At 65.9% G+C, this 14255-nt stretch carries 10 protein-coding genes; 5 read left to right on the top strand and 5 right to left on the bottom strand.

Annotated elements, in window-relative coordinates; all coding sequences use genetic code 11:
* Positions 1-100 precede the first annotated feature (100 nt).
* The 5 genes from PA01_02510 to PA01_02490 all read right to left on the bottom strand — a co-directional run bounded on the left by PA01_02510 (position 101) and on the right by PA01_02490 (position 6262).
* The gene (locus tag PA01_02510; GenBank protein KON80663.1) at positions 101-853 is read right to left on the bottom strand and encodes a hypothetical protein; all 753 of its coding nucleotides are present in this window, start codon (positions 851-853) and stop codon (positions 101-103) included.
* On the bottom strand, positions 850-2481 hold the full coding sequence (locus tag PA01_02505; protein ID KON82255.2) for a DUF5666 domain-containing protein: 1632 nt from the start codon (positions 2479-2481) through the stop codon (positions 850-852). The genes PA01_02510 and PA01_02505 overlap by 4 nt, the downstream gene beginning before the upstream one ends.
* Positions 2478-3329 (bottom strand): DUF6502 family protein, encoded by an 852-nt coding sequence (locus PA01_02500; protein KON80662.1) that lies wholly within the window; start codon positions 3327-3329, stop codon positions 2478-2480. The genes PA01_02505 and PA01_02500 overlap by 4 nt, the downstream gene beginning before the upstream one ends.
* Positions 3330-3427: 98 nt before the next feature.
* Complete coding sequence (locus PA01_02495; protein KON80661.1) at positions 3428-4513, bottom strand: hypothetical protein; 1086 nt, start codon at positions 4511-4513, stop codon at positions 3428-3430.
* Positions 4514-4729: 216 nt separating this feature from the next.
* A complete protein-coding gene (locus PA01_02490) occupies positions 4730-6262 on the bottom strand; it encodes a fumarate hydratase (GenBank protein ID KON80660.1) in 1533 nt (510 codons plus the stop codon).
* 248 nt (positions 6263-6510) lie between these two features.
* On the opposite strand from PA01_02490, the gene acs reads away from it, so the two are divergent.
* The 5 genes from acs to PA01_02465 all read left to right on the top strand — a co-directional run bounded on the left by acs (position 6511) and on the right by PA01_02465 (position 14227).
* Positions 6511-8490: an acetate--CoA ligase gene (gene acs / locus PA01_02485; GenBank protein KON80659.1), complete on the top strand. Its 1980-nt coding sequence runs from the start codon at positions 6511-6513 to the stop codon at positions 8488-8490.
* A gap of 197 nt (positions 8491-8687) precedes the next feature.
* Positions 8688-8885, top strand: a complete 198-nt coding sequence (locus PA01_02480) for a hypothetical protein (protein ID KON80658.1) — start codon at positions 8688-8690, stop codon at positions 8883-8885.
* A 12-nt stretch (positions 8886-8897) separates the two neighbouring features.
* Positions 8898-11654 carry a sensor histidine kinase gene (locus tag PA01_02475; protein KON80657.1) on the top strand — a complete coding sequence of 919 codons (2757 nt, stop codon included), beginning with the start codon at positions 8898-8900 and terminating at the stop codon, positions 11652-11654.
* Between the two features lie 29 nt (positions 11655-11683).
* Complete coding sequence (locus PA01_02470; GenBank protein ID KON80656.1) at positions 11684-12055, top strand: response regulator; 372 nt, start codon at positions 11684-11686, stop codon at positions 12053-12055.
* A 3-nt stretch (positions 12056-12058) separates the two neighbouring features.
* Complete coding sequence (locus tag PA01_02465; GenBank protein KON80655.1) at positions 12059-14227, top strand: exonuclease domain-containing protein; 2169 nt, start codon at positions 12059-12061, stop codon at positions 14225-14227.
* The last annotated feature ends 28 nt before the right edge of the window (positions 14228-14255 follow it).

Here is a 14255-nt window from a genome sequence, read left to right as displayed (position 1 = left end):
GGAAGTTTTTCGCCGCTGTCAACTGCCATGCGCCCGGAATTGCTGAAAGTTCCCCTTCCAGCAATTCCGGGCGCGGTGATCGATGCCAGGGGAAAGTCGCTCAGTAGGTGTGGCTGACGAAGAGGCCGCCACCCCAGTCGGGGCTCGCGTCCGAGAACCCTTTGACCGCATACAGCTGGAGTTTCCAGGCCTCGTCGAGCTTCTGGGTCGCGAACAGCGCGACTTCGCTGATCTCGTCGCCATTCGACGTGACCTTCTCGCGCCAGTCATATACCGCGCCGATCGTCGTGGCGGGCGCAAGCTTCGTCGCAACGCCGAGCGAGGCGAAGATCGGGTCGCGAAAGCTGGTGCCCGACGGATCGCCGAATTTCTTCCAGCCGAGCGTGCCGAAGCCGGTCACGGCGCCGAAGGATTTCGCCGCGTCGAGCTGGAACGAGTAGTCGGTCTCGCCGGTGCCCAGGCATTTGTCTTCATCCGCGGTCGGCAGCTTCACCTTGCCGATGACGTCGAGCAGCACCCCGTGCTCCTGGCTGCCGTCGAGCAGCGCGTAGCCGGCGCTGCCGACGATGTCGCCGAGCCCGCTCTCGGTCTCGCGGCAACCTCCCGGCAGCGGCTCGCCCTCCGGGCCGACTGCGGGGTCGGTAATGCGCAGGTACGGGATCGTCAGTTTCAGCGCAAGCGGTCCGCTCTCGTACTTGCCGACCACGGGGACGTACCAGGTTTCGCTTGTACTGTCGGTGCCGTAGTCGCCGCTCGAATAATCCAGTCCTATCGAGGTCGTCAGTTCGCCGGCACAGACCGGCAGGGCGAAGGCCGCCAGCAGCGTCATCGGCAGCATTCGAGCAATTTTCATGAAATTCTCCGGGCCTGTTTGGATGCGAAATCGTTCTGGTCGTCGAGGTCGCCGCGCTTGGGGCGCTCGACTTTTTCGGGACGTTCGACTTTTTCCGGACGTTCGACTTTTTCCGGACGTTCGATTTTTTCGGGACGTTCGACCTTTTCCGGGCGTTCAACTTTCTCGGGGCGTTCGACCTTTTCCGGGCGTTCGACTTTTTCGGGACGTTCGACTTTTTCCGGGCGTTCGACTTTCTCGGGGCGTTCGACTTTTTCGGGGCGCTCGATTTTTTCCGGACGCTCGATACGTTCAATGCGGTCCGGTTTTTCGACTTTCTCGGGTCGCTCAAGCTTCTCCGGACGCTCCAGCTTTTCCGGGCGGTCCACGCGCTCGGGTTGGTCTGCCTTTTCGTTGCGGTCGGGACGCACCCTCCGTTCTTGCGGACGGCTTTCATTCGCTTTGCGCGGCTGCGCTATCGCGTCGAGGCCGCTGTCGGTCTTCCCGCTGCCGGATTCGTTCTGCTGGCGCTTTTCGCCGCCCTGTCCAGACGCATCATCCGCGCCGCCGCCGCTCGACGCGCCAGTGCCGTCCCGTCGGCCGTCCGGACGTTCCAGCACGAACTCGATGCGTCCCGCCTTCACCTCGCGGGCGCCGCTGAACGTGCCGCTGACGCGAACGCGGCGGTCGCTTCCGATTTCAGCCGGGGCGCCACCGTCGAACTGCGTATCCTCATCCAGTGTTACCGAGAATCCTCCCAGCGCGACGCGTTTGCCGTCGCGAGCCTGAACGAGGCCCTCGACGAGCGCGTTGCGCACGCGCCCGGCGAACGGAATGTCGGGATCGGCCCGTACGCTGATGACATCGAAGCCGGCTGTGCTCCAGCGGCCGCGCACGAGGAGGACGTTTGGCGGCGAAGCTGGCAGCGCCGGGTGGATGCCGACGAGCGGCAGGCCTTGCAGAGAACCGCGCACGAGCGTCCCGATCGCGCTTGCCGTCGTCAGGGCAGGGGCGCGCTCGATGCGGGTCGCGAGGACGTCGCCACGGGCGTTGCGCAGTCCGCTGACGCGAACCGGCTCGCCCGGCTGCAGTCCTTCGGCGACCTGGGCGCCGGGCGCGATCAGCACGGCCTGGTCCATGACGCGCAGCGGCGACGCACCGGCGGCGAGAGCGGTCAGCGGGCCCTCGTAGGCGTGCAGAATCGCGAGGCTGCGTGCCTCGAGCCCGCGCGACGACAGGCCCGCCTCGATCGCGACGACCTGGCCGATCGCCAGGCGTTCGATATCGGCCCGCGTGCCGTTCTCGGCGATCTCGAGGTCGTTGTCATAATGCACCTCGACGCCGTTGACGCACACCGACGCGAAGCCGGTGATCGTGCCGACAATGCCGGTCCCGCCAGCCCCGCCTTCATTCGCGACCGCGCCCGTACCGCCGACCCCGCCCGGATCGCGTTGCGTCGGGGCGCCGGTGCCGCCGATGCCATGGTCGCGAAGCGTGTCGCCGGTTCCGCCCGTGCCCCCGGGGTCGACGCATATCTGCGCCGCCGTGAGCGCCAGCGCCAGCGGTGTGCATAAGCCGAGGCCGAGCCCGAGCACGCATCGCAGGGCCAGTGCGGACAGCGCAGCCAAGCGCGGGAGGCCCCGCCTCACTTGGGTTCCCTCTCTGCTTGCGCCGGTTCAGTGCCCGGCTCGGTATAGAAATACAGGCCGATCGTGATCCGCTGCGGGGAGTCGACCGTGGCTGCCGCGTCGCCGGCTTCGAGTTGTGCGGCGAGCGCGTTGAAGTGCATCAGTGCCTGCATGCCTTCGGCTGAGACCGCGTCGCGCAACGTCTCGACGCTCGCCGCCGAGAGCGCGTCGTAATGCACGCTGCGTTCGAAGAACGGCCGGGCGTCGGTCGTCAGGTTATGGACTGCGGCGCAGGCGTGGTCATGGACGTTGTGGCTGAAATACGCGGCTTTCTCGTCGAAGCCCTTTTGCGGGACGAAAGCGGTCGTCTGAAGATGGACGCGGTCCTGTTCGTCGATGCGCGCGATGCCCAGGCGCAGCCACTCGTCGAGCACGACGCGCGCGCGGATGTCCTTGCTCGCGTGCGCGACCAGCGCGTCGAACGAGCACTCGCCGCCCGCGCTCGCGAGCCGCGGCAGTGGCAGCGGGCGGCCGGGGTGTTCGCAGAACGGCGGCTGGCTCATCCAGATGCTGACCAGATGCGCGCCGAGCGACAGCGCTTCGGGCAGGTGGGCGTCCGATTCGGGGGCGGCCTCGCGCAGCCGCCGCACGTCCTTGCGATGCACACCGGTGATCAGGCTGATCCGGCTGTCGCTCGGTGCCTTGTCGTCGAGCCGGAATTCGGCCGCGGCGATTTCGACGAAGATGCCTTTGAGCATGTCGGAGAAATAGGTGTAGGTCACGCCCTTCCTGAGCATCAGGCGCACCAGCGGGCGCATCACGCGACGCAGCGCATGCAGCAGGGACGCAGGTGGGGTGGGCGGATGCATTCGGCAGATTCTCTCCAGCAGTCCATCATACTATCGCCGCCCCGCGTGGAGTTCCACGGCGAGGCGGCTGCGATCTGCCGAAGTTGTTGCGGGATGCGTCAGCCTCGCCCGCTGCGCTCGGGACGCTCGACTTTCTCGGGACGTTCGACTTTCTCGGGACGTTCGACTTTTTCGGGACGCTCGACCTTCTCGGGACGCTCGACCTTCTCCGGACGCTCGACTTTCTCCGGGCGCTCGATCTTTTCGGGACGCTCGACTTTCTCGGGACGCTCGACTTTCTCGGGACGCTCGACTTTCTCGGGACGCTTGACTTTCTCGGGACGTTCGACTTTCTCGGGACGTTCGACCTTCTCGGGACGTTCGACTTTCTCGGGACGTTCGACCTTCTCGGGACGTTCGACCTTCTCGGGACGTTCGACTTTCTCGGGACGCTCGACTTTCTCGGGACGCTCGACTTTCTCGAGGCGTTCGATCTTCTCGGCGCGCTCCGGCTTGGCCGGGCGTTCGATCGGGTCGACGCGCTCGCGGCTGCGCAGGATCTCGCCCGCGGCATCGCGCTTGATGTCGCTGCGCGTGCGCACCGGTTGGCCGTCTACGAATTCCAGGCTCGAGGTCTTCTCGCGCACGGCGACGCCGTCGGCGCTGGTGCGAACGTCGCTGCGGCTCTGCTCGAGGAGCTTGCCTTCTGCCGAGAACGTCATCGTGCTCGTGCGCACGCGGGCCGGGGCATTGCCGGTGGCGTCGAGGGTGCGCGTCCGCGTCACCGTCGTCGTACCGTCAGCGTTCGTCGTGGTCTCGGTCGTCTGCACGGGCGCGGCGCCGCGGCTCATCGTGCCGTCTTCGGCTGGAACATCCTCGAGCTCGTCGTCCGGCAGATCGGCAACGTCATCCGGGGTGTCGATCACGTCGTCGGGTGCGTCGGTCACGTCATCCGGGGCGTCGGTCATGTCGTCAGGTGCATCCGTCACGCCGTCGGGTACATCGGCCACGTCATCCGGGGCGCCGGCCACCTCGCCTGCGAGGGTGTCGAGATCATCGGGCGCGTCGCCGGACGGGACGTCGGCGGCGGGAGCCGAGATCGCAGTGGTCACTTCTGTGACGGCGGCGATGACCGAGGGGCTGTTGAGCGCGAGGAAAAGCGCCGAGGTCGCACACAGCGGCGCGGCGAGCCATTTGTATTTCATCCTGACCTCCGGGTTGAGATAACAAGTGGGAAAAATTCCCACGCAGACGAAGCGTAATGACTTCGCGATAACACGGTCAAGCGCTCCGGCCTCCCGGTTTGTTTCAGCATGTTGGAATGCCCAGGAAATCCGCAGGCATGATGAAAAAGGCCCTCCGGATTTCCCCGGCGGGCCTCTCAGGATGCGACGCGACGCGCCGCAGCGGCGATCAGACGATCAGGCGGTCGCGACCGGGATCTTGCCGATTTTCGCCTGCCATGTCTTCGGGCCGGTCTCATGCACGCTGGTGCCGTTCGAATCGACCGCGACGGTCACCGGCATGTCCTGCACGTCGAACTCGTAGATCGCTTCCATGCCCAGATCGGCGAAGCCGACGACCCTGGCGGTCTTGATCGCTTTGGCGACGAGGTAGGCTGCGCCGCCGACCGCCATCAGGTAGGCGGACTTGTTGTCGCGGATCGCGTCGATCGCCGCCGGGCCACGCTCGGCCTTGCCGACCATCGAGATCAGGCCGGTCTGCTCGAGCATCATGCGCGTGAACTTGTCCATGCGGGTCGCGGTCGTCGGGCCGGCCGGGCCGACGACTTCGTCGCGCACCGGGTCGACCGGGCCGACGTAGTAGATGACGCGGTTCGTGAAGTCGACCGGCAGCTTCTCGCCTTTCGCGAGCATGTCGGCGATGCGCTTGTGCGCGGCGTCGCGGCCGGTCAGCATCTTGCCGTTCAGGAGCAGCACCTGACCCGGCTGCCACGACGCGACTTCTTCCTTCGTCAGTGTGTCGAGATTCACGCGCGTCGCGACCTTCGTGTCGGCCTGCCACGTGACGTCCGGCCAATCTTCCAGCTTCGGCGCCTCGAGCTTCGCCGGGCCGGAGCCGTCGAGTTCGAAATGCACGTGACGGGTCGCCGCGCAGTTCGGGATCATCGCGACCGGCAGGCTCGCCGCGTGCGTCGGGTAGTCGAGGATCTTGACGTCGAGCACGGTCGTGAGGCCGCCGAGACCCTGCGCGCCGATGCCCAGCGCATTGACCTTGTCCATCAGCTCGAGGCGCAGCTCCTCGACGCGCGTGAGCTGCGCGCCGGACGCCGCCTTGGCCTTCAGTTCGTGGATGTCGATCGGGGCCATCAGCGATTCCTTCGCGAGCAGCATCGCTTTTTCGGGCGTGCCGCCGATGCCGATGCCGAGGATGCCCGGCGGACACCAGCCCGCGCCCATCGTCGGCACGGTCTTGAGCACCCAGTCGACGATCGAGTCCGACGGGTTCAGCGCGTAGAACTTGGTCTTGTTCTCGGAGCCGCCGCCCTTCGCCGCACAGGTGACTTCCACGTGGTCGCCCGGCACGATCTCGTAATGCACGACTGCCGGGGTGTTGTCCTTGCTGTTCTGCCGTGCGCCGGCCGGGTCGAGCAGCACCGAGGCGCGCAGCTTGTTGTCGGTGTTGGTGTACGCGCGGCGCACCCCTTCGTTGACCATCTCCTGGACGCTCATCGTCGCGTCCCACTGCACGTTCATGCCCACTTTGAGGAACACGACCGCGATGCCCGTGTCCTGGCAGATCGGGCGGTGGCCTTCGGCGCACATGCGCGAGTTCGTCAGGATCTGCGCGATGGCGTCTTTCGCCGCGGGGTTCTCCTCGCGCTTCCAGGCCTCGCCGAGCGCTTCGATGAAGTCGAGCGGGTGGTAATAGCTGATGAACTGAAAGGCATCCGCGACGGACTGAATGAGGTCTTCTTCGCGAATCACGGTCATGATGCGTCTCCAAGGTGGCGGGGCAAGGGGCCGCAATTCTATCAGCCCGGCGCCGGCTGCGTGCTGCGGTGCAGGAAGAGACCCGATTTACGGCATCCGCACGGCGTGTAAGTCCTGTGTAAGATAGCTGCTCTTAAATGCGCATCAGATCGCGGAGCCTTTCGCGAACGACAATACAGGCTGGAACCCACCGGCCGCCCCGCAACAGGGCAGCTTCAACCATTCAGAACAGTTGAGGAGAGGTGAATATGTCGAATGAGCAGCAGACCCAGAGCCGCATCTACCAGCCTTCCGAAGAGATCGTCAAGAACGCCGCGGTTTCCGGCATGGAAGCTTATTTTGCGTTGTGCAAGGAAGCGGAAAACGACTACGAAGGATTCTGGGCACGCAACGCGCGCGAACTGATCGAGTGGAAGAAGCCTTTCACCCAGGTCCTCGACGAGAGCAACGCGCCGTTCTTCAAGTGGTTCGCCGACGGCCAGCTCAACGTCTCCTACAACTGCCTCGACCGCAACGTCAATAACGGTCTCGGCGACAAGGTCGCGCTGATTTTCGAAGCCGACAACGGCGACGTCACCCGCGTCACGTACAAGGATCTGCTGTCGCGCGTGTGCAAGTTCGCGAACGCGCTGCGCGAGATGGGCGTCAAGAAGGGCGACCGCATCGTCATCTACCTGCCGATGTCGATCGAAGGCGTCGTCGCGATGCAGGCCTGCGCGCGCATCGGCGCGACCCACTCGATCGTGTTCGGCGGCTTCTCCGCGCAGGCGCTGCGTGACCGCATCAACGATGCCGGCGCCGTCGCGCTGATCACGTCCGACGGCCAGCACCGCGGCGGCAAGGCGCTGCCGCTCAAGCCGATCGCCGACGAAGCGCTCGCGCTCGGCGGCTGCGAATCGATCCGGAACGTCGTCGTCGTCAAGCGCACCGGCGCGCAAACCGCGATGGAAGCCGGCCGCGATCAGTGGTTCGACGACGTCTGCGCGAACCAGCCGGACACCTGCGAGCCCGAATGGGTCGAGGCCGAGCATCCGCTGTTCCTGCTCTACACGTCGGGCTCGACCGGCAAGCCGAAAGGCGTCCAGCACTCGACCGGCGGCTACCTGCTGCACGCGATCATGTCGATGAAGTACACCTTCGACATCAAGCCGGACGACGTCTTCTGGTGCACCGCCGACATCGGCTGGGTCACCGGCCACACTTTCATCACTTACGGCCCGCTTGCGTGCGGCACGACCGAGATCGTGTTCGAAGGCGTGCCGACCTACCCGGACGCCGGGCGTTTCTGGAAGATGATCCAGGATCACAAGGTCACGGTGTTCTACACCGCGCCGACCGCGATCCGTTCGCTGATCAAGGCCGCGGACAACAATCCTGCGGTGCACCCGAAGAAATACGACCTGTCGAGCCTGCGCATCCTCGGCTCGGTCGGCGAACCGATCAACCCGGCTGCGTGGGAGTGGTACTACGAGAACGTCGGCGGCGGACGCTGCCCGATCGTCGATACGTTCTGGCAGACCGAGACCGGCGCGCACATGATCACGCCGATGCCGGGCGCGACGCCGCTGGTGCCGGGTTCGTGCACGCTGCCGTTCCCGGGCATCCAGTGCGCGGTCGTCGACGAGACCGGCACCGAAGTGCCGAACGGGCAGGGCGGCATCCTCGTCGTCAAGCGTCCCTGGCCGTCGATGATCCGCACGATCTGGGGTGACCCGGAGCGCTTCAAGAAGTCGTACTACCCGGACGACTTCAAGGGCAAGCTGTATCTCGCCGGTGACGGCGCGATCCGCGACAAGGACACCGGCTACTTCACGATCACCGGCCGCATCGACGACGTGCTGAACGTCTCCGGTCACCGCATGGGCACGATGGAGATCGAGTCGGCGCTCGTCGCACACGAGAAAGTCGCGGAAGCCGCGGTCGTCGGCCGTCCGGACGACGTCACCGGCGAGGCGATCGTCGCGTTCGTCGTGCTGAAGGGCGCGCGCCCGAGCGGCGAAGAGGCGAAGGCGATCATCAAGGAACTGCAGAACTGGGTCGGCCACGAGATCGGGCCGATCGCCAAGCCCAAGGACATCCGTTTCGGCGAGAACCTGCCGAAGACCCGTTCGGGCAAGATCATGCGCCGGCTGCTGCGTCAGCTGGCGAAGGGGGAGGAGATCACCCAGGACACGTCGACCCTCGAGAATCCGGCGATCCTGGATCAGCTGGGCCAGCCGCTGAGCTGAACCCCTTGCGGGGCACGGGCCCGCAGAGGCCCGGCTCCGGCCAGAACAATGAGGCAGTCACTCTGGCTGACCGGGGGGAGGAGGAGAAGGCGCGCGAAAGCGCGCTTTTTTTTTGCAGCCTGCCGGCGCTGGCGGCGAAGGGCGAATTCCGCGTGTCGCTATAATCCGGGGGCCGTCGTCATCATGAGGAGTCCCTGATGCGCAAGGGTCTTGCCGGACAGCGGCTGGTGGCGGTTTTCCTGACCGGCGTGCTGCTGTTCAACTATCCGGTGCTTTCACTGTTCGACCGGCCGGAGCCTTTTCTCGGCCTGCCGATGCTGTGGGTTTTCCTGTTCGGCATCTGGGCGCTGCTGCTGGTCGCAGTCGCGTGGATCGTCGAGCGTGGCGCACGCTGAAGGATCGGCCGCATGCTCACCGGCACTGTCGTCGCTGTTTCGTTCGCCTACCTGCTGCTCCTTTTCGCCGTCGCCTATTTCGCCGATCGCCGCGCGGAGCAGCGGCGCTCGGTGATCTCGAATCCGTGGACCTACGCGCTGTCGCTCGGCGTGTATTGCACCGCGTGGACCTATTTCGGCAGCGTCGGTCGCGCGGCCTCGGGCGGCGTGTGGTTCCTGCCGATCTATCTGGGCCCGACGCTGGCGATGACGCTGTCGTGGATCGTGATGCTGAAGATGATCCGCATCGCCAAGACCTATCGCATCACGTCGATCGCCGACTTCATCGCCAGCCGCTACGGCAAGAGCCATCTGCTCGGCGGGCTGGTCACGATCATCGCGGTGGTCGGGATGATCCCGTACATCGCGCTGCAGCTGAAGGCGATTTCGAGCGGCTACGCAGTGCTCACCGGCGAGCGCGACGGGCAGTTCTTTGCGCTCGCCGGCGGCAGCTGGGTCGGCGACAGCACGCTGTACGTCGCCCTGACGCTGGCGGTGTTCACGGTGCTGTTCGGCGCGCGCCACCTCGATGCGACCGAGCGGCACGAAGGCATGGTCGCGGCGATCGCGTTCGAATCGGTCGTCAAGCTGCTCGCGTTTCTGGTCATCGGCGTGTTCGTCACCTACGGCATGTACGACGGTTTCGGCGACCTCTTCACGCGCGCGTTCGCCGACCCCGAGCTCGCCGGGCTCCTCACCGTCGAGAGCGCCAGCGGCGCCGGCTATGGCGGATGGTTCACGCTGACACTGCTGGCGATGCTGTCGGTGATCTTCCTGCCGCGGCAGTTCCAGGTCATGGTCGTCGAGAACGTGAACGAACAGCACCTGCGCCGCGCGACCTGGCTGTTCCCGACGTATCTGTTCCTGATCAACATCTTCGTGCTGCCGATCGCGCTCGGCGGGCTGCTGTTTTTCGGTCGCGGCACGGTCGACCCGGACACCTTCGTGCTGTCGCTGCCGCTCGCCCACGGCCACAGTGCGCTGGCGCTGCTCGCGTTTGTCGGCGGCCTGTCGGCGGCGACCGGAATGGTCATCGTCGAGACGATCGCGGTGTCGACGATGGTGTGCAACGATCTCGTGATGCCGCTGGTGCTGCGCAGCCGCAGCTTCAACCGGCGGGCGGCCCACGGCGATCTCACCGGCCTGCTGCTGGGGATCCGGCGCGGCGCGATCCTGGTGGTGCTGCTGCTCGGTTATCTGTATTTCCGCCTCGCCGGCGAAGCCTATGCGCTGGTCAGCATCGGCCTGATCAGCTTCGCCGCGGTTGCGCAGTTCGCGCCCGTGATGCTCGGCGGAATGTACTGGCGCGGCGGCACGCGCGAAGGGGCACTGGCCGGACTGCTCGCCGGTTTCGTCGTCTGGGCCTATACGCTGATGCTGCCGTCGGTGGCGAAATCGGGCTGGCTCGATCCGGCATTCCTCGAGCAAGGCCTGTTCGGCATCGCGCTGCTGCGGCCCGAGCAGCTGTTCGGACTGCAGGGGCTCGACAACATCAGCCATGCGCTGTTCTGGAGTCTCGCGGCGAACATCGCCTGCTATCTTTTCGTCTCGCTGCTGCGCGCGCCGACCGGGCAGGAGGCGGGCCAGGCGACCCTTTTCGTCGATGTCTTCCGGCGCGACCGGACCTCCCCGGCCACGTTCTGGCGCGGCAGCGCCCATGTGCGGGACTTGCTGCCGCTGGTGGCGCGCTTTCTCGGCACCGCCCGCGCGGAGCGCGCTTTCACCGACTACGCCCGCCAGCGCGGGCTCGCCGGCATCGCACAGATCGAGCCGGATGCGGGACTCGTGCAGTTCGCCGAGACGCAGCTCGCCGGGGCGATCGGCAGCGCCTCCGCGCGCGTCATGGTCGGGTCGGTCGTGCAGGAGGAGCCGCTGGGGCTCGACGAAGTCATGGATATCCTCGACGAGGCGTCGCAGGTGCGCGCGTATTCGCACGAACTCGAGGAGAAGTCACGGGCGCTCGAAGCGGCGACTGCCGAACTGCGGGCGGCCAACGAGCGGCTGCAGGAACTCGACCGGCTCAAGGACGACTTCATGTCGTCGGTGTCGCATGAACTGCGCACGCCGCTGACGTCGATCCGCGCCTTCTCCGAAATGCTGCTCGACGATCCCGACATCGCCCTCCCGGATCGGATGCGGTTTCTCGGCATCATCGTGTCCGAAACCGAGCGTCTCACACGTCTCGTGAACCAGGTGCTCGATCTGGCGAAAATCGAGTCCGGCCACGCGGAGTGGCACAACAGCGACATCGACATGCGCGCGCTCGTCGAGCACGCGGTCGACACCACGGCCCAGCTGTTCCGCGACCGCGGCGCGACGGTCGAGCTGGTGCTGCCGGACGAAGCGCCGCACCTGAAGGCGGACCATGACCGGCTGGTGCAGGTGATGCTGAACCTGCTGTCGAACGCCGCGAAGTTCGTGCCGCAGGGGGCGGGCCGCATCCGCGTCGCGCTGACCTCCGAAGCCGGGCAGGTGCGTGTCGCGGTGTCGGACAACGGGCCGGGCATCCCGCCCGAGCTGCACGGCGTGATATTCGAGAAGTTCCGGCAGGGTGGAGACGAGCGTTCGCGGCCGCAGGGCACCGGCCTCGGGCTGCCGATCAGCCGTCAGATCGTCGAGCATTTCGGCGGGCGGCTGTGGGTGGAATCGTCGCCGGAGCGGGGCACGGTATTTACGTTCGTGCTGCCGCTGCACGCTCCGCATCCCGACACGGTGGCTCTCGTGCAATGACATAGAATATCCGGGAGAGAGGGAGAAGCATGGCCAAAAAGATACTGATCGCCGACGATGAGCAGAACATCGTCATTTCGCTCGAATTCCTGATGAAGCGCGAAGGATATGAGGTTTCGATCGCCACCGATGGCGAGGAGGCGGTCGCGCGGATTCGCGCCGAGTTGCCCGACCTGGTGCTGCTCGACGTGATGATGCCGAAGAAAAGCGGGTTCGAGGTGTGCCAGGAAATCAAGGCCGATCCCGCGCTGCAGTCGGTGCGGATCCTGATGCTGACGGCAAAAGGGCGCGACGCCGAGGTCGCGAAGGGGCTGGCGCTGGGGGCCGATGCCTACATGACCAAGCCGTTCTCGACGAAGGAGTTGGTGGAACGCGTGCGCAGCATGCTCGCGGCGGGCTGACGGATGACGGCACGCAGGCGTTTCCTGCTGGCGGTGATCGTTCTGGCGTTGCTGATGACCGGTCCGTTCGTCGTCACCGCACTGCTGGTCTGGCTGGAGACGAGGGAAGGCAGCAGGGAACTGCTGATCGACGTGATCGCGCCGCACCTGCCGCTCGGGGCGCTGATGACGCTGATGGGTTTCGTCATGGGCATCGCGGTGCTGCGCAACCTTTTTCGCCGCTACGTGCAGGGCCTTCTGACGATGGGGGAGAACCTCAACCTGATGCTCGGCGCGAATCGCGAGTTCCGCGTCAAGGAGGACGGGCCGCCGGAAGTGAGGGCGCTGGCGCGCTACGTCAACGCCCTTGCCGAACAGCGCGACGCGCTGCTGCAGGACGTCGAGGCGCAGATCGCGCGCGCAAAGGAGTCGCTCGAGGAAGAGAAGAACCGCCTCGCCGCGCTGATGTCCGAGCTGACGCAAAGCGTGCTCGTCTGCAACCTCGATGGACGCATCCTGCTCTACAACAACCGCGCGCGCACGCAGTTCCGCTCGCTGTCGCAGGCCCCGGCAGTAGCGAACGGCGGCGAGCTGATCGGGCTCGGCCGTTCGATCTACGGCGTGTTCGACCGCAACCTGATCACCCACGCGCTCGAGAGCATCCAGCATCGGTTGCAGCGCAGCAACGTGCAGCCGGTGGCGAAGTTCGTCACGACGACGCGCGCGGGCCACCTGCTGCGGGCGCAGATGGCGCCGGTACTGTCGGTCGCGCAAGAGGGCGTCGCCGAGCGCAGCATGACCGGGTTCATCCTGATGCTCGACGACATCACGCGCAATTTCGAGAACGAATCGCGTCGCGACCAGATGCTGCACACGCTGACCGAAGGCAACCGGGCGGCGCTCGCGAACGTGCGCGCAGCGGCGGAAATGCTCGACTACCCCGATCTGCAGAACGAGCTGCAGGAGCGGTTTCGCAAAGTCATTCGCGACGAGGTCCGGGCGATGAGCCGGCGTCTCGACGAGACCGCGAACGAGTTCGCCGATGCGCTGAAGGCGCGCTGGCCGCTCGAGGAGATGCTCGGCGCGGACCTCGTCGCCGCGGCGCAGCGGCGCATCGTCAAGGTGCTGAAGGTGCCGGCCAAGCTCGAGGAGGTCGACGAGTCGCTGTGGGTGAAAGTCGACAGCTTCTCGCTGCTGCAGGCGCTCACTTACCTCGCGAGCCGGCTGTCGGACGAGTTCGAGATACGCGAAGTGCGTTTCCGGCTGAGCGGGGCGGAGCGCCTGGTGCACCTCGACCTGATCTGGTCGGGGCAGGCGATGAGTACCGAGACGGTGATGAGCTGGGAGCTCGAACCGATGCGCTTCGCCGACGAAAACAGCCCGCTCACTGTGCGCGACGTCATCGAGCGCAATGACGGCGAGATGTGGCTGGAGCGCGAGAAAGTGCGCCACCGCGCGTTCTTCCGCATTGTGCTGCCGGCCGCGCTGCCGCAGGAGGAGCTCGATCCGGCGGCGTTTCTGCACGGCGAGGCGCGGCCCGAATACTACGATTTCGACCTCTTCAAATGGTCGGAAAAATCGCACGCGCTCGAGGATCGCCTGCTCAGCGAACTGACCTACACCGTCTTCGACACCGAAACGACCGGGCTCGACCCGTCGAAAGGCGACGAGATCATCCAGATCGGCGCGACGCGCATCGTCAACGGCAAGCTGCTGCGCCAGGAATCCTTCGAGCAGCTGATCGACCCGGGGCGCGGGCTGTCGCCGGAGTCGGTCAGGATCCACGGCATCACGCCCGACATGCTCGCCGGGCAGCCGAGGATCGCCAAGGTTTTGCCGGCATTCCACGCGTTCGCGCAGGACACGGTGCTGATCGCACACAATGCGGCGTTCGACATGCGTTTCCTGCAGCTCAAGGAGAAGCTGACCGGCCTGCGCTTCGACCAGCCGGTGCTCGACACGCTGCTGCTGTCGGCAGTGGTCCATCCGAACCAGGAGTCGCACCGCCTCGAAGCGATCGCCGAGCGCCTCAATCTGACGATTGTCGGCCGGCATACCGCGCTCGGCGATGCGATCGTGACGGCCGAAGTGCTGCTGAAGCTGATCCCGCTGCTCGCGGAAAAAGGCATCCACACGCTCGGCGAGGCGCGCCGGGCGGCCGAAAAATCGTATTACGCGAGGGTCAAATATTGAACCCCGGACGGGTCACGGTGTGCGGGTG

Origin of the sequence: Azoarcus sp. PA01 (genome assembly GCA_001274695.2) — a bacterium.
In the GTDB taxonomy this organism is placed as follows: Bacteria; Pseudomonadota; Gammaproteobacteria; order Burkholderiales; family Rhodocyclaceae; genus Aromatoleum.
This window is presented reverse-complemented; position numbering and strand designations above follow the sequence as displayed.

Excerpts from the sequence above, each read along its gene's own strand:
- PA01_02500 (KON80662.1), bottom strand. The coding sequence starts at position 3,329 with ATGCATCCGCCCACCCCACCTGCGTCCCTGCTGCATGCGCTGCGTCGC.
- acs (KON80659.1), top strand. The coding sequence starts at position 6,511 with ATGTCGAATGAGCAGCAGACCCAGAGCCGCATCTACCAGCCTTCCGAA.
- PA01_02475 (KON80657.1), top strand. The coding sequence starts at position 8,898 with ATGCTCACCGGCACTGTCGTCGCTGTTTCGTTCGCCTACCTGCTGCTC.
- PA01_02490 (KON80660.1), bottom strand. The coding sequence starts at position 6,262 with ATGACCGTGATTCGCGAAGAAGACCTCATTCAGTCCGTCGCGGATGCC.
- PA01_02495 (KON80661.1), bottom strand. The coding sequence starts at position 4,513 with ATGAAATACAAATGGCTCGCCGCGCCGCTGTGTGCGACCTCGGCGCTT.
- PA01_02510 (KON80663.1), bottom strand. The coding sequence starts at position 853 with ATGAAAATTGCTCGAATGCTGCCGATGACGCTGCTGGCGGCCTTCGCC.
- PA01_02465 (KON80655.1), top strand. The coding sequence starts at position 12,059 with ATGACGGCACGCAGGCGTTTCCTGCTGGCGGTGATCGTTCTGGCGTTG.
- PA01_02470 (KON80656.1), top strand. The coding sequence starts at position 11,684 with ATGGCCAAAAAGATACTGATCGCCGACGATGAGCAGAACATCGTCATT.
- PA01_02480 (KON80658.1), top strand. The coding sequence starts at position 8,688 with ATGCGCAAGGGTCTTGCCGGACAGCGGCTGGTGGCGGTTTTCCTGACC.